Raw genomic sequence first — 17,929 nt, 5'->3', positions numbered from 1 at the left:
GGTGCCCGAGCCTGATCACAGACGCAGAAACGGCTCGCTGAAGTGCGCGCTCGCGAGGATCGCCCGCTCGGCCCGCAGCCCGGCCAGCACCTCGGTCCTGCTGCGCGTGGCGGCTTCCTGGTCGTCGTCGTAGACGTAGGGCAGGCTCGGGTCGTCGAGCTGCACGGGGTGCAGCACCAGGTCGCCTGTCATGGCCACCTCGCCGACCCTGGCGATCTGGTGGCCTGGCGTGTGCCCAGGCGTGTGCCGGACGTGCACGCCTGGCGCCACCTCGGCGTCGCCCTCGACGATGTGGAGCTGTGCCTTGATGACGGTGACGACGTCGTCGAGCACCGGGCCCGTGACGACGTCCAGGTCGGCCTGCTGCACCACGTAGCGGGCGTTCTCGAACAGCGGCCGGCCATCGGCGACCGCGCCCGAGGCGTGGTCGCTGTGCAGGTGCGTGAGGATGACGGTGCCGATCTCGGCCGGCGTGACGCCGGCGGCGGCCAGCTCACCGGCCAGCGTGCCGGGAACCGGCGCCCAGCTCGACGCGGGCGAGCCCGCCCCGCCGATGCCGGTGTCGACCAGCGTCAGCCGGTCCGCGGCGTCGCGGACCAGGTAGCAGTGGAAGTGCAGGACCCACGGCTCGTCCGGGAGGTGGGAGCCGGGGAACGTCTCGGCCAGCGGGCGGCGGATCGCCGCTCCCATGGGGCCTACGGCGTCGCAGAGGGGTGTGACCTCGACGCCTGACACGGTGATCGGTTGATGCGGCACTCGCCCAGACTAGGCGGCCACGGGCTGAGCCGGAACGTACTCGTTCTCGAGGTCGGCGGCGTAGACGGCGCGGCAGCAGCTCGCGCACCGGTACATGATCGGGCCTTCGTCGAGTTCGCTGTGGCACCGCGGGCAGTTGACGGTCTTCATGATGGTGCTCCCCCAAGGAGTTTTTTCTGTTTCGTCCCTATGGAACCCTCACCGAGTTGCAGGGACCCTGCATGCCACTTGACACGATGACGCTGCACCGACGGGGGTTCTGTGCTGCTCGGCACACCGGGCGCGGTAATTTTCCTCGCTGCGCGTTGCCGAGAAGAACATTGTCACGCGCCGCGTCCCGGATGCGCGGGTGAAGCGCCGACAACAGCCCAGGAATAGCCCAAGAGGGCTAGGCGTTGTATGGGTCGGACGGTGTGGTATCTTGCCACCAGGCGTTGAGCTCCAGCTCCGCCTGATCTTCCAAAGTCGGCCCCGGCCCTCCTCTTCATGAGAGCCCCGGCCTCCTTTCCTTCATCACCCGCCGGTCCTCGTGCGAGGCGTCCGGCGCATCTCCCCCAAGGGGCTCATCATGTCTGTGCACACCATTCCTGAGCAGCGTGCCGCCGAGCCGCTCCGCCAGGTGGACGGCCTCCTGGACGTACGCGACAAGTCCGCGTTCATCCGGGCGGGCCACCTGCCGGGGCCGGGCGACGTACGCCTGACACCCGAGAAGGTACGCCAGTGGGACCTGCGTCCCGGTGACCACGTCACCGCGTCCTTCGCCGGCAACAAGCTGATGCGGATCGAGACGGTCAACGGCGCCACGTCGTGGCGCGACCGGCCCCGGTTCGACCAGCTCACACCCATACATCCGACCGAGCGGCTGAGCATCGAGACCGAGTCGCTCAGCACCCGCGTGATCGACCTGTTCGCGCCCATCGGCAAGGGGCAGCGCGGCCTCATCGTGGCGCCGCCCAAGGCCGGCAAGACCATGGTCCTCCAGGCGCTGGCCGCCGGGATCACCCGCAACCACCCGGAGGTCCACCTGATGGTCGTCCTGGTGGGCGAGCGCCCGGAGGAGGTCACGGAGATGCGCGCCACCATCGACGGCGAGATCTTCTCCTCGACCTTCGACCACCCGGACCAGGACCACACCACGCTGGCCGAGCTGGCCGTCGAGCGCGCCAAGCGCCTCGTCGAGTCGGGCCGCGACGTGGTCGTGCTGCTCGACTCGCTGACGCGGCTGGGGCGCGCGTACAACAACGTCACGCCGCCCGGCAGCGGGCGCGTCCTGACGGGCGGCATCGACGCCCGCGCGCTCTACCCGCCCAAGCGCTTCTTCGGCGCGGCCCGCAACGTGGAGGGCGGCGGCTCCCTGACCATCCTCGCCACGGCCCTGGTGGACACCGGGTCGCGGATGGACAACAACCTCTACGAGGAGTTCAAGGGGACGGGGAACATGGAGCTGCACCTCGTCCGCGAGCTGGCCGAGCGCCGCCTGTTCCCCGCCGTGGACCTCGACGCCTCAGGGACCAGGCGCGAGGAGATCCTGATGCACTCCGCCGAGCAGGAGGTGGTGTGGCGGCTGCGGCGCATGCTCACGGCGCTGGAGAAGCAGCAGGGCATGCAGATCCTCGTGGACAAGCTCCGCTCCACCCCCTCCAACGCCGCCTTCCTCCTCGAAGCGGCCAACGCGGCCTGACGAGCGGCCGTGCACCACAATGGCCCCATGCTGGCTGACATCGTCGAATACCTCATCTGCCCCGTCTGCGGCGCCGACCTGCACCTGGCGGGCGCGACCGTGCGATGCGCCGGCAACCACGCCTTCGACGTGGCCAAGCAGGGTTACGTGAGCCTGCTCACCGGCTCGGGGCAGCCGGGCACCGCCGACACCGCCGAGATGGTGGCCGCCAGGGCGGCCTTCCTCGACAAGGGTCACTACGCCCCGCTGGCGGACGCGGTCGCGCAGGCGGTGTGCGAACACCTGGTGCGGGAGAACGTTCCAGGAAAACATGAGTCCTCCACCGAAACGAATGACGGCGCGGAAACGAAGGCGTACCGTGGGGCGGGAGTGGAGGCCGGTTACGGCGCGCCGGCTGCGGGCGGCGGGCGGGAGCCGGAAGTCGCCGAGGGGCATCGCGCGGAGGGCAGGACCGCGCCGGTGATCCTCGACGCGGGCGCGGGCACAGGGCACTACCTGGCGGCCGTGCTCAACGCGGTGAACGATGGCATCGGGATGGCGTTCGATGTGTCGAAGCACGCTGTACGCCGGGCGGCGCGGGTGCATCCCAGGGCAGGGGCGTTCGTGGCCGACGTGTGGCGTCCGCTTCCGATCGGGAGCGGGGTGGCCGACGTGGTGATCGACGTTTTCGCGCCCAGGAACGGGCCCGAGTTCCGGCGCGTGCTGCGGCCGGGGGGCGCCGCGGTGGTGGTCACGCCGGCGCCGGAGCACCTCAGCCCGCTCGTGGAAGAGCTCGGGCTGCTCTCCGTCGACGAGGAGAAGGAGCGCAGGGTCGCGCGGAGCCTGGAGGGCTTCGCCGAGACAGGGCGGCGCTCGATCGAGTTCGAGATGGAGCTGGGGCATGACGACATCGCTCAGGTCGTCGGGATGGGCCCGAGTGCGTGGCATCACCAGGCGAACACGCTCGATGAGCGAATCGCCGCATTTCTGTCCCGAAATGTCGCGAAAAGGCAGCAAAAAGTAGTAACGCGCGCCGCGTTTTACCTGTCTATCTTCGAGCCGGCACACCGATCAAGACCTGTTCCTTGACGGGCATGTGCGACTGGTGTTACTGATGGGGCATTTAGTCCGAAATTCCCCCACATTCTCGGAGTATTTCCCCGGCACAGGCGCAATACTGGACGGCATCCCGGGCCTGGAGGCACGGGACATCAACGGGAGGGGGCGCGCCGGATGAAGGCGGAGGAACGCTGGCAGGCCAGGTTCCGGGCGTCGCGCATGACGCTGCCCGCCTGGGCGCGCCAAGCCGCGAACCGCTCCATCTATCGCTCCAACGCCACAGGCAAGTGGGAGGTCTACGCCTGGGACCGTGTGACCGGTGCCACCCGCCAGGTCACCGACCAGCCCAAGGGTACCGCGTACGCCGCGATCGACCCCACCGGGCAATGGATCTACTGGTTCGCCGACACCGACGGAGACGAGTACGGCGGCTGGTGGCGCCAGCCCTTCACCGGCGGCGCCGACGAGCCCGTCGCCCCCGACCTGCCGCCGGGCCAGCCCGGCGGCATCGCGCTGTCCACGACCGGCGTCGCGGCGATCAGCGTGGCCGGCGAGGGCACGTTCCGCATCCACCTGGTACGCCCCGGCCAGCCCGCCGAGACGCTGTACGAGCACACCGAGGCCGCCTGGGTGGCCGCCATGTCGCTCGACGGCTCCCTCATCGCGATCAACCACGGCGAGTACGGCGACTTCAGGCACCCGGCGCTGCGCGTCGTCCGCCCGAACGGCCACGTCGTCGGCGAGCTGCACGACGGCCCCGCCAAGGGCGTGGTCGGCCTCAGCTTCGCCCCCGTCCCCGGCGACCGCCGCCTCCTCGCCCTGCACGAGCGCCGCAGCCGGCACGAGCCCCTGGTCTGGGACCCGGTGACGGGCGAGCAGCGCGAGATCTGGCTGCGCGACCCGGGCGAGCTCGACGCCGAGTGGTACGACGACGGCCGCGGCCTGCTCATCCTGCGCGACGACCGCGCCCGCAGCTACCTGCACCGCTACGACCTGGGCGGCGGCGGCCTGACCCCGATCGAGACGCCGCACGGCGTGATCGACGAGGCCACGCCCCGGCCCGGCGGGCACGTCGAGTACTCCTGGTCCAGCGCCTCGCGCCCGCCGGTCGTCCGGTCGAGCAACGGCCAGGTCGTGGTCAACCCCATCGGCCCGCCGGCCCCGCCGAGCGTCCCCGTCGAGGACATCGACGTCGAGGGCGAGGCCGGCCGCATCCACGCGCTGGTCTCCAAGCCGGAGGTCGGCACGGCCCCGCACCCCACGGTGTTCCTGCTGCACGGCGGCCCGACGTCGCACGACCGCGACGCGTTCTCGCCGACGGTGGCGGCCTGGGTGGACGCCGGGTTCGCGGTCGTACGGGTCAACTACCGGGGCTCCACCGGCTACGGCTCCGCCTGGCGGGACGCCCTGCACGGCGACGTGGGCCACATCGAGCTGGCCGATGTGGCCGCCGTCCGGCAGTGGGTCGTCGACCACGGCATCGCCGACCCCGGCAAGACCGTGCTCGCCGGCACCGCCTGGGGCGGCTACCTGACGCTGCTCGGCCTCGGCACCCAGCCCGACCTGTGGGCGTGCGGCATCGCCGCGGTGCCCATCGCCTGCCACCAGACCTCCTACGAGGACGAGGCCGAGAGCCTGCGCGCCTACCACCGCGTCCTGCTCGGCGGCTCGCCCGAGGAGCAGCCGGAACGGTACGCGGCCAGCTCCCCGATCACCTACGTGGACCAGGTCAAGAGCCCGCTGCTGATCCTCGCGGGCGAGAACGACACGCGGTGCCCGCTGCGGCAGATCGAGAAGTACGTCACCAAGCTCGAAGAGCACGGGCGGCATCACGAGGTCTACACCTACGACGCCATCCGGGGCTCGCTCGTCGTCTCCGAGCGGATCGCGCAGACGGCGCTGCAGCTCGACTTCGCGCGCAAGCACGTGGGTGCGTCGTGACGTTTCACACGGTGCGCCGGTGATCCTGACTCGTTCCCTTGACTGCCGGGTGACGCGCCTGTCATCATCTCGCCACCCGTAGTCAGCCGGACCCGGCACCCGGAGCGAGCCGGAACCGGCACTCGACAGTCAGCCGGAGAGGCGCGCCTTTGACCAGCACGATCCCGGGCTCGGCGAGCGCCCAGCGCCGCCCAGCGGACGCGCAGCACGGCTCAGGCCCGGCGGGTGCCCCACACCGTCCGGCAGCCGCACAGGACCGCTCAGCGCGCGCACAGAGCCGCTCAGCGGGCGCACGCCAGGGCTCGCCGCACACACAGAGCAGCTCAGCGGGCGTGCGTCAGGGCTCAGCGGGCGCGCGGAAGCCCTCAGCAGGCGCGCCGGAACGCTCAGCGGGCGGCGCGCAGGAGTCCTCTGTAGGCGCGCCGCGACGCTCAGCGGACGTGACGGGACGCTCAGCGGGCGCGCAGGACCACGATGGCCAGGTCGTCGGCGCTGGGCTCGGCCGCGAACTCCGCCGCCCCCCGCCGGATGCGCTCAGCCACCGCCCTGGCCGACAACCCCGCACACTCCGCCAGCAGCTTGGCCAGCCCGCCGTCGTCGTCGAGCAGCCGCCCGCCGGAGCGCCGCTCGGTCACCCCGTCGGTCACGGCCAGCAGCACATCCCCATGATCGAGATGAATGGTGTCGGCCTCGAACACGACCTCGTGGAACACCCCGAGCAACGACTGCGGCGTCGTCACCGCCTCGACCTTGCCGCTCGGCTTGAGCCGCAGGGCCTCCGGATGCCCGGCCGAGACCAGCCGGACCTCCAGCCCGTCCGGCGCGGGCGTGATGTCACCGTGCAGCAGCGTGAGGAACCGCGCCCGCTCGCCCTCCTCCAGGATCGCCTGGTTGAGCCGCCCGAGCACGGCCGCCACGCCGTACCCCTCGCGGGCCAGCAGCCGCAGCGTGTGGCGGGCCAGGCCGGTCACGGCGGCGGCCTCGGGGCCTGTGCCGCAGACGTCGCCGATGGCGAAGCGCCAGGAGTCGTCGGTCGCCTTGAACAGGTCGTAGAAGTCGCCGCCGACCTCGTTGGCCTCGCCGGCGGGCTCGTAGATGACGCCGTAGTCGAGGCCGGGCACCTCGGGCTCGTTCGGCGGGAGCAGGCTGCGCTGCAGGGCGCGGTTGGCGGCGGCCTGCTGGGCGTAGAGCCGGGCGTTGTCCATGGCCAGCGCGGCGCGCCGGCCGATGTCCTCGGCGAACTGGATGACCTCGTCGGGGAAGCGGTCGGGCCGGCCCAGGCACATCATGCCGAGGCTGCGTCCGCGCGCCATCAGCGGCACGGCCAGCACCTGCGACTCGGGCAGGTGGATCATGGAGGTGACGCGGGTGTCGGCGGCGTCGATGGCCATGTCGGCGAGCTGCTCGCGCAGGCCGTCGATCCTGGCCTCGTCGGCGTGCCAGAGGTAGGTCAGGCGCAGCGGCCCGGAGTTGTCGGAGGTGTAGACGGCGCACCAGCTCGACAGCCGCGGCACCACGACCTGCGCGATGATCGCCGGCACCATGTCGGGGTCGAGCGTGCCGGCGAGCAGGTCGCTGGCGTCGGCGAGAAATCCCAGCCAATGTGGCCCGCGGCTGCTCTCCTGCAGCCATTCGGCGGCCACCCGGTCCGCGGAGCCAGGTAGCGTGAGCCTTGCCCAATGGACACGGGAATCGCCCGCAAAGGTGAGTCCCCACTCCTCGACGTTCACGGAAGGAGCCTTCGGATCACCGTGGGATAGATTTCGCTGCCGCAGCTCAACCTGGACTGCGTCCCCGAAATGCTTCCAAATCACCTCAAACGGCTCGTCAGCGACCTGCTCGGCCAGATCCGCGGCGACCTGCTCGGCAGTATGGAGCACGCCGCCGGTGGCCCACGCGGTCATCACCTCGCGCGTGAACCTCATCGCAGCCGTCACAGCGGTCTCGCCGGGCGCGAACGTCGCAGCCAGCACCGCATGGGGAGAAGCAGTCATCCCAACGTGCCTACCACACTTCCCGCTGACTTGGGGTAAATCCAAGGACAGGACTACGAGCTACTCATCGTGACAGACTTGAATCACTCGCCGCGCGGCGACGGCGGGTGAAGGAGGCCCCATGACCACGGCCAAGGCCGCTCTAAGCCCCGAGGAGAGGACTTACACCGAATCGGATCTCGTTCCCATCCTGGAGACTCTCTTCTCTTGGCGTGACGGAGACTTCCGGCGTCGGGTTCCTCACGCGCCTCCTGGAATCCTCAGCGAGGTGCGGCTGCTGCTGAACGAAGTGGCCGACCGGCGTGAGCACCTGGCCAACGAGCTGTCACGCGTACGCAAAGAAGTGGTCAAGGAAGGTCGCTTCGGCGAGCGGCTGACGCCCGGCCCGGGTGTCGGCGCGTGGGCGGAGAGCGTCGAGTCGGTGAACATGCTCATCGACGCGCTGGTGAGCCCGGTGAGCGGCGCGGCCGACGTCATCGACGCGGTGGCCAAGGGCGACCTGTCGCGGCGCATCGACCTCGACCGCTCAGCGCGGGGCGAGGTGCGCCGGCTGGGCAAGGCCATCAACGGCATGGTCGACCAGCTCGCGCTGTTCAACTCCGAGGTGACGAGGGTCGCGCGCGAGGCCGGCACGGAGGGGCGGCTGGGCGGCAGCGCCAACCTGCGCGGCATGTCGGGGAGCTGGCGCGACCTGACCGAGGCCGTGAACACGATGTCGTCCCGCGTGGCGGCGCAGGTGCGCGACATCGCCGTGGTGACCACGGCGGTGGCCAAGGGCGACCTGAGCCGCAAGGTGACGGTCGACGCCGTGGGCGAGATGTTCGAGCTGAAGAACACCGTCAACACGATGGTCGACCAGCTCTCCGGCTTCGCCGAGGAGGTGACCCGAGTCGCCCGCGAGGTCGGCACCGAGGGTCAGCTCGGCGGCCAGGCCCAGGTGACCGGCGTGTCGGGCGTCTGGAAGGACCTCACCGACAACGTCAACTTCATGGCCAACAACCTGACCTCGCAGGTGCGCAGCATCGCGACCGTGGCGACGGCGGTGGCTCAGGGCAATTTGTCAAAGAAGATCACCGTTGACGCCCAGGGCGAGATCCTCCAGCTCAAGGACACCCTCAACACGATGGTGGACCAGCTCTCGTCCTTCGCCGACGAGGTCACCCGAGTCGCCCGAGAAGTGGGCACCGAGGGCAAGCTGGGCGGCCGCGCCGAGGTGAAGGGCGTGTCGGGCGTCTGGAAGGACCTCACCGACAACGTCAACTCCATGGCGCGCAACCTGACCTACCAGGTACGCAACATCGCCCAGGTCACCACGGCCGTGGCCAACGGCGACCTCACCCGCAAGATCGACGTGGACGCCCAGGGCGAGATCCTGGAGCTCAAGTCCACCATGAACACGATGGTCGAGCAGCTCTCGTCGTTCGCCTCCGAGGTGACCCGAGTCGCCCGCGAGGTCGGCACGGAGGGCCAGCTCGGCGGCCAGGCGCAGGTGCGCGGCGTGTCGGGCGTCTGGAAGGACCTCACCGACAACGTCAACTCGATGGCCAACAACCTCACCTCGCAGGTGCGCCAGATCGCGGCCGTGTCGTCCGCGGTGGCGCAGGGCAACCTGTCGAAGAAGATCACCGTTGACGCCCAGGGCGAGATGCTGCAGCTCAAGGACACCCTCAACACGATGGTGGACCAGCTCTCGTCCTTCGCCGACGAGGTGACCCGAGTCGCCCGCGAGGTCGGCACGGAGGGCCAGCTCGGCGGCCAGGCCAGGGTGAAGGGCGTGTCGGGCGTCTGGAAGGACCTCACCGACAACGTCAACTCCATGGCCAACAACCTGACCTACCAGGTGCGCAACATCGCCGAGGTGACCACCGCGGTCGCCAACGGCGACCTCACCCGCAAGATCGACGTGAACGCCCAGGGCGAGATCCTCGCGCTGAAGACCACGGTCAACCGGATGGTCGACCAGCTCTCGTCGTTCGCCTCCGAGGTCACCCGAGTCGCCCGCGAGGTCGGCACGGAGGGCCAGCTCGGCGGCCAGGCCCGCGTCGAGGGCGTCGAGGGCACCTGGAAGCGGCTCACCGAGAGCGTCAACGAGCTGGCGGGCAGCCTCACCACGCAGATCCGCGCCATCGCGACCGTGACCAGCGCCGTGGCGCGCGGCGACCTGACCCGTTCCATCGCCATCGACGCCCAGGGCGAGCTGGCGGAGCTGAAGGACAACATCAACTCGATGGTGGGCAGCCTGCGCGAGACCACGCAGGCCAACCAGGAGCAGGACTGGCTGAAGTCCAACCTGGCCCGCATCTCCCGCCTCATGCAGGGCCACCGCGACCTGCTGGAGGTGGCCAAGCTGACGATGAGCGAGCTGACGCCGCTGGTCTCGGCCCGCTACGGCGCCTTCTACAGCATCGAGCCCGAGCACGAGCGCAACCTCATCCTCATCGGCGGCTACGGCGTGCGCCCCGACCGGGGCCCGCGCCAGCGCTTCGAGTTCGGCGAGGGCATCGTCGGCCAGGCGGCCAGCGAGGGCAGGCACATCGTGCTGGACGACGTGCCGCCGCAGTTCGTCACCATCGACAGCGGGCTCAGCCGGTCCACGCCGGCGCAGATCGTGGTGCTGCCGATCCTGTTCGAGAACCGTGTCCTCGGCGTGCTGGAGCTGGCCTCGTTCACGCCGTTCGGGGAGGTCCACCTCGACTTCCTGACGCAGCTCGTCGAGACCATCGGCGTCACGATGAACACGATCATCGCCAACTCGCGCACCGAAGACCTGCTCACCGAGTCGCAGCGGCTCACCCGCGAGCTGCAGGAGCGCTCCGACGAGCTGCAGCGCCAGCAGGAGGAGCTGCGCAGGTCCAACGCCGAGCTGGAGGACAAGGCGGCGCTGCTGGCCAAGCAGAACCGCGCGATCGAGATCCAGAACTTCCAGATCGAGCAGGCCCGCCGCACGCTGGAGGAGCGCGCGGAGCAGCTCGCGGTGTCCTCGCGCTACAAGTCCGAGTTCCTCGCGAACATGTCGCACGAGCTGCGCACGCCGCTCAACAGCCTGCTGGTGCTGGCCAAGCTGCTGACCGAGAACGCCGAGGGCAACCTGACCTCGCAGCAGGTCGAGTTCGCCCGCACGATCCACAGCGCGGGCTCGGCGCTGCTGCAGCTCATCAACGACATGCTCGACCTGTCGAAGGTCGAGGCGGGCCGGATGGACATCCATCCGATCCAGGTGTCGCTGCCCAAGATGGTCGACCTGCTGGAGGCCGCGTTCGCGCCGCTCGCGCAGGACAAGGGCCTGTCGTTCAGCGTGGACGTCGAGCCGGAGGTGCCGCAGGAGCTGCGCGCCGACGAGCAGCGCCTGCAGCAGGTGCTGCGGAACCTGCTCTCGAACGCGGTCAAGTTCACCCCGCGCGGCGAGGTCAAGCTGCGCGTGTCGATGGCTCCGCCGGGGATCGACTTCGACGACGACAGCCTGCACGACTCCACCGACCTGCTGGCGTTCCAGGTGATCGACACCGGCATCGGCATCGCGCCCGACAAGCGCGAGGTCATCTTCGAGGCGTTCAGGCAGGCCGACGGCACGACGAGCAGGAAGTACGGCGGCACCGGCCTGGGCCTGGCGATCTGCCGCGACATCGCCCGGCTGCTCGGCGGCGAGATCCACGTGGACAGCGAGCTGGGCAAGGGCAGCACGTTCACGCTCTACCTGCCGGCCTCGTACGCGGGCCCGCTGGCCGCGACCGACCCCGGCACGGCCCGCAGGCAGCTCATGACCCCGCCGAGCGAGGATCCGACCTCGGGCACGCCAGAGCCGCCGCTGCCCCTCGACCTGCCGCTGCCCGAGCTGGTCGAGCCGCCGGTCGAGACGCCCAGCCAGTGGCAGGGCGACGACCCGCTGAACGGCGCCAAGATCCTGATCGTCGACGACGACATCCGCAACGTCTTCGCGCTGACCAGCGTGCTGGAGCGACACGGCTCCACCGTCGTCTACGCTGAGAACGGACGGGAGGGCATCGAGCAGCTCGAGCGCAACGAGGACGTCGCACTCGTGCTGATGGACATCATGATGCCGGAGATGGACGGGTGGGCCACCACCTCGGCCATCCGGCGCATGCCTCAGTTCGCCGACCTGCCGATCATCGCGCTGACCGCCAAGGTCATGCGCGGCGACCGGGAGAAGTCCATCGCGTCGGGCGCGTCCGACTACGTGCCCAAGCCTGTCGACGTGGACCGCCTGCTCGAACGGCTGCGCGGCTGGCTCAGCCGCGGCCGGGGCTCCTCGTCCGACTCATCAGCCTCTCCACCCGAAGGGTCGTGATCGATGCCGGATCGTGCCAAGATCCTCCTCGTCGATGACCGCGAGGAGAATCTGATCGCCCTCGAAGCCATCCTCAGCTCACTCGACCTGGTGCCCGTGCGTGCCAGGTCGGGTGAGGAGGCGCTCAAGGCGCTCCTCAACACCGAGTTCGCGCTCATCCTGCTGGACGTGCGCATGCCCGGCATGGACGGCTTCGAGACCGCCGCGCACATCAAGCGGCGGGAGCGCACCCGCAACATCCCGATCATCTTCCTGACCGTGGTGGACAGCGCTCCCGACTACGCCTTCCGCGGGTACGCGGCGGGCGCGGTGGACTACCTGACCAAGCCGTTCGACCCGTGGGTGCTGCGGGCGAAGGTGTCGGTGTTCACCGAGCTGTACAACATGAACAAACGCCTGGCCGAGCAGGCGTCGTTGCTCCGCGACCGCGTCAGCGGCGAGCTGCCGCCGGGGGCCGGTGACCACGCTTCGGTGCTGCCCGAGCTGTCGCGGCGGCTGACGGCCGTGGAGGACGAGCTGGCCAGGGTCAGGGAGCTGGCCCGCAAGTCGCAGGACCCCGCTCTGGCCGTGCCGCTCAACGATCTGACGGATCGGCTCACCCATCTGCGCGCCGGGTTCGACGCGCTGTCCTGACGGGTTTCCGCACCACCCCCGGGGCTCGCAATCCGCCCGGGGGTGTTTCTCATGCGGGGCGGACGCCGTGCCCGGCCGGGTGCGTGACATGGGACCCTCACGGGCTTCAGGCCGAGACGCCAGGTCGGGGACGCCGACGCTGGCGACGCGCCTGCACGAGCCGCAAGGAGCGGCGAGAGGCGGCCTGGCGCGAGAGGCGGTCCTGGCGCGGGAGGCCCTGGCGCGCGGTCAGAAGGGCCTGCGCGGGAGGAGGGCCCGGCGCGGGAGGAGGGCCCGGCGCGGGAGGAGGGCCCGGCGCGGGAGGAGGGCCCGGCGCGGGAGGAGGGCCCGGCGCGGGAGGAGCCCTGGCGCGGGAGCCGCGGACGGGCGGGCGGGGGCCGGTGGCCGGGGTCAGTGGCGGGCGCGTTCCAGGGCGTCCCAGAAGCCGCGCCGCAGCGCGTGCCGCACCTCGTCGTGCAGCAGGAAGTCGATCGGCAGCGAAGACCCCTGCAACAGCCGCGCCTCCAGGTCAGAGGGCATGCGCGGCTTGCGGGCCAGCACCGCCTCCAGCCACAGCGCGGGCGCGTCGCGAGCCACCGAGTCGCCGAAGTCGTGCCCCTCGCGGTGGGCGGCCTTGACGGCGTCGGCCAGGGTGGTGGCGCCCGCGGTCGCGGCGGGCGGGACGACGGGGGCGGGCTGCGGCCCGGTGTAGGGGCCGAGCTGCGACGGCTGGTAGGTGCCGCTCGACGACGTGGAGAACTGCCCGGTGGTGGGGCTGGACTGCTGGGGCTGCGCCTGGATGGGCCCGGTGGCCGGGGCGGAGGGGGGCGGCGGGGGCTGCTCGGCCTGGTAGCTGGTGTAGGACGGCAGCACGGGCGGCGTGGACGACTGACCGCGCCCGTTGGAGGACTGGCCGTTGCCGGAGGAGGGCGCGGCGTGGCTGCCGCCGCCCGCCGAGCCGCTCTGAGGAAGCGAGGACGACGGCAGCGAGGACGATGGCAGAGAGGACGACGGCAGGGAGGACGGCAGAGAGGAGGGCGGGAGCGAGGAGGGCGGCAGGGACTGCGGCTGCGCGGGCGGCAGCGAGGGGGTGGCGTGGCCGTTGCTGATCGGCTGGTGGTGGCCGTTGGAGGACTCGGTGACGCCGGAGATGACGTTCACGTACGGCCGCAGGTGCACGGCTCCGAGCTCCACCAGGTCGTCGCACTCCTGGCGCAGCGACCGGGAGACGGCCCAGCCGCCGTCGGCCGCGATGTGGATCACGCTCACCCTGATGCCGAGGTCCTGCGCGTCGCACACGACCTGCGCGAGGTCCTCGTCGCCGCTGACCACGACCGCGTCGCAGATGGCGTTGTTGCGGGCGAGCGTCATCAGGTCACGATGGACCTGGGCGTCGACGCCTTCGCGTCGGCCCGGTCTGATGCGTGACAGCCTGAGCTTGAGGCCCGGGATGTCGGCCAGCGCGTCGTGCTCCGGCGTGCGGCGGCCTTCGACGGTCGCCTCGTACCAGTAGCAGCGCAGCAGCGGCAGCCCGGTGCGCTCGCGCGACAGGCTGGTCATGAGTTGCAGCAGCCCTGGGTAGTCCCAGGAAACCGCTTCGCGATGACGCGTGCCGTGCACGGCCATTGCTCCATCAGCCAGCAGATAGCCAGCGTCCACGAACAGCGCGCAGCGATCCACTGACACCGCCCCTTTCCTGGTGGTCCGACCTTGCTGGCTCTGCACCGTCAGAGACCGGACTCGGCGGCCCTCTCTCAGGGTAATGAAAGCAGGTGATCGCGCGAGGGTTAATCCCGACAGTTCGGCCCCCGCTCACCGTTGCGCCAGACCACTTAGGCAGACCGTACCAGTTTGTCCTGTTTACGGTCACGATCGCGCCCGCACGCTCAGCGCGGCCACTCCGAACAGGATCACGTCCTTGTCCGTGACGATCGTCAGCCCGGGATCCACCCCGAGCTCAGCGCCGACCGTATCGACGTCCGTGCCGAACGTCATCTCCGCCACGCCGTTCGACGACCCGTCGAAGACGTTGGCCGGATCGCGGTCGCCGCCCGAGGAGGCCAGCGCGCCGGAGCCGAGGGAGACCTTGTCGCCCTTCAGGTCGGCGTCGCCCTCCCAGGTGACCAGCTCGACCCTGGCGGGCGAGGCGGCCGGGCTCAGCCCGCCCAGCGGCACCCGCACCCGCCGCGACTCGCCGCCGACCACGGTGGCCGTGTCGAGCACCACGGCCTGGCTGTACGGCTCCGCCGGATCGGTGACGATCAGCACGAGGCTCCATCCGGCATGGCGGGAGACCCCTTCCTTCATCGGGATGTCGGCCGCCCACCACGTGCCGTTCCTGCGCACGTCGCCGGCCAGCGCGCTGACGTCGGCGAAGGCCTGGTAGACGGGGCCCAGCGGCAGCTCGCGCATCGTCACCTCGCCCGGCTGGACGGTGACGTACTTGTGGCGGCCCGGCGGTCTGAGCTTGATGGGCCCCGGCTCGTCGTCGGCCGCCGACCAGTAGAGCCCCGCCCAGACGACCTCGCTGCCCTTCGGCAGGGACAGCTCGGCCCCGCTGGAGGAGGTCGTGTCGGGGCGTTCGTCCTCATCGACCGGGGTCATCGGCCACAGGTCGTTGTCGCGCTGTGCGCCCTGCCTGCGCCTGGTCTCGGCGCAGCCCGCGCGCTCGGCCGGGCAGCTCAGCAGCGTGTTGCCGATCGCCCGCACGGTCACCTTGCCGTCGGTGGCGAACCTGGCGGGCGCGCCCGCCGTCCGCACGCCGTCCTCGGCCCGCGCCCGCAGCCGCAGCGAGCCGGCGGCGATGCTCACGGCGGGCCCCGCGCCCTCCGGCGCCTCGTCGGCCACCAGCACCCGCAGGAACACCGCCGTGCCCTGCCCCGCCTCCAGCGCCTGCCTGGCGCACCTGGCGCCGCCGCTGACCGGGCGGCAGGCCCAGCCGTCGACCGTGCCGACGGGGGCGAGCAGGGCCGCGCCGTGGCCGCGCCGCGCGGGCGGGATGAGGGTCACGCCGTCGGGCAGCTCGACCTCGGCCGCCAGCTCCTCGCTGGGGCTCTCGCCGTAGTTGCGCAGGCGGATGCCGACGATGCCGGGCTGGGCCCGCACCAGGGAGCCGAGCGCGTCGATGGTGGCCCGCAGCCGCGCCTTGCCCGGCTTGGCCTTCTTGCCGGGCGGCACCTGGACCGGCCGCTCGCTGGGCACCGGCACCGGCACGGGGACCGGCGCCACCGACGCGGGCGGCTGCGCCACCGGCGTGATCACGGACGGCCGCACGATCGGCTTCTCGTCGGCCACCAGCAGCAGCGAGGCCAGCACGGCCGCCGTCACCACCACCGTGCCGCCCGCCACGGCCACCTGCTGCTGCTTCGGCACCCGCCGCAGCCGCCCGAACAGCCGCAGCGCGCCGCCCGCGCCCGCGAGGCCCGTCTTGCTCAGCGCCGCCGCGTAGCCGCCGAAGAGGGGGCCGGCGATCAGCGGGCCGACCATGACGCGCAGCCCGCGGTTGACGTCCGTCAGCTCCAGCAGCACGCCGTGGCACTCCTCGCACCCGCTGACGTGCTCGTCCACCGCCTTGGAGTCGCGCCTGGCCAGCCCGCCCCGCACGTACGCGCCCATCTTGCCCAGCACGGGCCTGCAGTCGTGCTGCGGCGGGGCGCCCAGGTGCATCTGCAGGTACGCCTGCCGCAGCCCCTCCCTGGCCCGGTACGCCAGCGCCGCCACGCCGTTGGCGGACAGGCCGAGCAGCGGCGCCACGTCGGCCGGCTTGGTGCGCTCGACCTCGGTGTGCCACAACACCGCGCGCCAGCGCTCGGGCAGCGAGAGATAGGCCCTGGCGATCAGCGACTTCTCCAGGCCGACCAGGGCGGGGTCGACGAAGGGCACGCCGGGGTCGTACAGCTCGATCTCGCCGGTGGTCACCTGGCGGCTCTCCACCCTGGAGCGGTCGTAGACCGTGCGCCGCACGACGGTGAGCAGGTAGGTGCGGAAGCCCGAGTCGGGCCCGCCTCCTCTGCCCACCAGGTCGAGGATCTTCGTGAACGACTCGGCGACGACGTCCTCGACCTCGGCGCCCCGCACGAGCTGCCGGGCCAGCGCGCGCGCCGCGGCGACGTGGCGCTCGTAGAGCTCCCCGTATGCTGCGGCGTTGCCTTCTCTTACCGCCTGAAGCAGATCTGCATCGCTTTGCGGCGATTCGACACCCATAGTGACCTCACGATTACGCGGGGTTGCCCCGCGCAATCATTCCGCATTCCCCGTCATGACTAAACCGCGCTCGCGTCTTTACTCCGGGGAGTTCCGACGGAGGGGAACGGGATGGAGGCGAACGTGCTGTCGCGCTGGCGTCGCAGGAGCATGGCGGCCGGCTGGTCGCTGGCCGAGGACTGGTGGACGCCCGAGGTGGAGGTCGTGGTCAAGGCGGTGTGCGGCGGCTGCGACCTGTCGCAGGCGTGCTGGGCGCTCGGCTCGGCGCGCGCCACCGCCGGGGTCGGCGTCTCCGAGGGCATGAACGACCTGGCGGCGCTGTTCGCCGTGACGGGCGCGGGCGGGCCGCCGTTCGCCGCGCTGCGCTCGTTCGCGGCCGGCTGGGCCGAGCACAGCTTCGCGCCACTCGGCGAGCTGTCCTGCGAGGACCCGCTGACGGGGCTGGTCACGGCGGCGTACCTGCGCACCAGGCTCGCGCAGCTCTACCGCGGCACGGCCAAGGGGACGTGCCTGGTGGCCGCCGAGCCGTCGGCACCGCCGGAGGAGCTGGCGGAACGCCTCGCCGCCGCGCTCAACCTGGCCACCGCGCTGCGCAGGGCCTTCCCCGGCGACGAGACCCTCGCGCTGCTCGGGCCCGTGCGGGTCGGGGCGGTCACCCGGATGGACGACGGGCTGCCGGGCAAGGTCGCGCGGCTGCGCGACTCCCAGATCCTGTACGGGCGCAGGCCGCGGGTCAGGGTGCGGCCGTTGCCGAAGGCGTACGGGCAGGCCCTGGCGCTGATCAGAAGCATGAGCTCCTGATCAGCCCAAGCGTGACCGGCCCGAGGCCGCGCGGGCGGCGGCCCTAAGCTTGGCCGCATGACTGATCGCGACAACCTGCTGGCCGAGATCAAGAGCAAGGCCATCATCCACGGCAAGGTCACGCTCTCGTCGGGCAAGGAGGCCGACTACTACTTCGACCTGCGCCGCATCACGCTCGACGGCGTGGCAGCGCCGCTCGTCGGCAGCGTGATGCTCGACCTGACCGCCGACCTCGACTACGAGGCGGTCGGCGGGCTGACCATGGGCGCCGACCCGGTCGCGGTCGCGATGCTGCACGCGGCGGCGGCCAGGGGGCGGACGCTGGACGCGTTCGTGGTGCGCAAGACGCAGAAGGCGCACGGCATGCAGCGGCGCATCGAGGGGCCCGAGGTGAAGGGCCGGCGGGTGCTCGCCGTGGAGGACACCTCCACCACCGGGGGTTCGCCGCTGACCGCCGTGGAGGCGCTGCGGGAGGCCGGGGCCGTGGTGGTGGCCGTGGCCACGATCGTGGACCGGGGGGCTCGGGAGCGGGTCGAGAGCGAGGGGCTGGAGTACCGCACGGCCTACACCGTGGCGGACCTCGGGCTCTGACGGGTG

Annotated in this window: 12 protein-coding genes; 7 read left to right on the top strand and 5 right to left on the bottom strand. The window is 71.3% G+C overall.

Annotated features, from left to right (window positions below; translation table 11 throughout):
• Positions 1 to 15 precede the first annotated feature (15 nt).
• Positions 16 to 756 carry an MBL fold metallo-hydrolase gene (locus ABD331_RS20480; RefSeq protein WP_344477013.1) on the bottom strand — a complete coding sequence of 247 codons (741 nt, stop codon included), beginning with the start codon at positions 754 to 756 and terminating at the stop codon, positions 16 to 18.
• Positions 757 to 765: 9 nt separating this feature from the next.
• The gene (locus tag ABD331_RS20475; protein WP_187414661.1) at positions 766 to 906 is read right to left on the bottom strand and encodes a hypothetical protein; all 141 of its coding nucleotides are present in this window, start codon (positions 904 to 906) and stop codon (positions 766 to 768) included.
• Between the two features lie 379 nt (positions 907 to 1,285).
• Here ABD331_RS20475 and rho point away from each other — a divergent pair, with 379 nt between their 5' ends.
• From rho to ABD331_RS20460, 3 genes are all read left to right on the top strand, one after another.
• Entirely contained in the window at positions 1,286 to 2,437 is a 1,152-nt protein-coding gene (rho, locus tag ABD331_RS20470; RefSeq protein ID WP_344477010.1) for a transcription termination factor Rho, read from the top strand.
• A 27-nt stretch (positions 2,438 to 2,464) separates the two neighbouring features.
• Entirely contained in the window at positions 2,465 to 3,505 is a 1,041-nt protein-coding gene (locus ABD331_RS20465) for a putative RNA methyltransferase (RefSeq protein ID WP_344477008.1), read from the top strand.
• Between the two features lie 144 nt (positions 3,506 to 3,649).
• Positions 3,650 to 5,416 (top strand): S9 family peptidase, encoded by a 1,767-nt coding sequence (locus ABD331_RS20460; protein WP_344477006.1) that lies wholly within the window; start codon positions 3,650 to 3,652, stop codon positions 5,414 to 5,416.
• A 452-nt stretch (positions 5,417 to 5,868) separates the two neighbouring features.
• Here the strand turns inward: ABD331_RS20460 and ABD331_RS20455 are convergent, their stop codons facing one another.
• Positions 5,869 to 7,059: a PP2C family protein-serine/threonine phosphatase gene (locus ABD331_RS20455; protein ID WP_344477004.1), complete on the bottom strand. Its 1,191-nt coding sequence runs from the start codon at positions 7,057 to 7,059 to the stop codon at positions 5,869 to 5,871.
• Between the two features lie 472 nt (positions 7,060 to 7,531).
• Between ABD331_RS20455 and ABD331_RS20450 the strand changes: the two genes are divergently transcribed.
• A complete protein-coding gene (locus ABD331_RS20450) occupies positions 7,532 to 11,716 on the top strand; it encodes a HAMP domain-containing protein (protein WP_344477002.1) in 4,185 nt (1,394 codons plus the stop codon).
• Between the two features lie 3 nt (positions 11,717 to 11,719).
• On the top strand, positions 11,720 to 12,349 hold the full coding sequence (locus ABD331_RS20445) for a response regulator (RefSeq protein ID WP_344477000.1): 630 nt from the start codon (positions 11,720 to 11,722) through the stop codon (positions 12,347 to 12,349).
• 390 nt (positions 12,350 to 12,739) lie between these two features.
• Here the strand turns inward: ABD331_RS20445 and ABD331_RS20440 are convergent, their stop codons facing one another.
• Together ABD331_RS20440 and ABD331_RS20435 are read right to left on the bottom strand one after the other, a co-directional pair.
• Entirely contained in the window at positions 12,740 to 14,014 is a 1,275-nt protein-coding gene (locus ABD331_RS20440) for an NYN domain-containing protein (protein WP_425566016.1), read from the bottom strand.
• Between the two features lie 180 nt (positions 14,015 to 14,194).
• Complete coding sequence (locus ABD331_RS20435) at positions 14,195 to 16,531, bottom strand: sigma-70 family RNA polymerase sigma factor (protein ID WP_344476998.1); 2,337 nt, start codon at positions 16,529 to 16,531, stop codon at positions 14,195 to 14,197.
• A 111-nt stretch (positions 16,532 to 16,642) separates the two neighbouring features.
• Here ABD331_RS20435 and ABD331_RS20430 point away from each other — a divergent pair, with 111 nt between their 5' ends.
• Entirely contained in the window at positions 16,643 to 17,332 is a 690-nt protein-coding gene (locus tag ABD331_RS20430) for a hypothetical protein (RefSeq protein ID WP_344476996.1), read from the top strand.
• 57 nt (positions 17,333 to 17,389) lie between these two features.
• Entirely contained in the window at positions 17,390 to 17,923 is a 534-nt protein-coding gene (gene pyrE / locus ABD331_RS20425; RefSeq protein WP_148438230.1) for an orotate phosphoribosyltransferase, read from the top strand.
• Positions 17,924 to 17,929: the final 6 nt, after the last annotated feature.

Source organism: Nonomuraea monospora (assembly GCF_039531895.1).
Taxonomy (GTDB): Bacteria; Actinomycetota; Actinomycetes; order Streptosporangiales; family Streptosporangiaceae; genus Nonomuraea; species Nonomuraea monospora.
The sequence above is the reverse complement of the archived record's forward strand: the minus strand, read 5'-3'. Positions and strand labels throughout refer to the sequence as shown.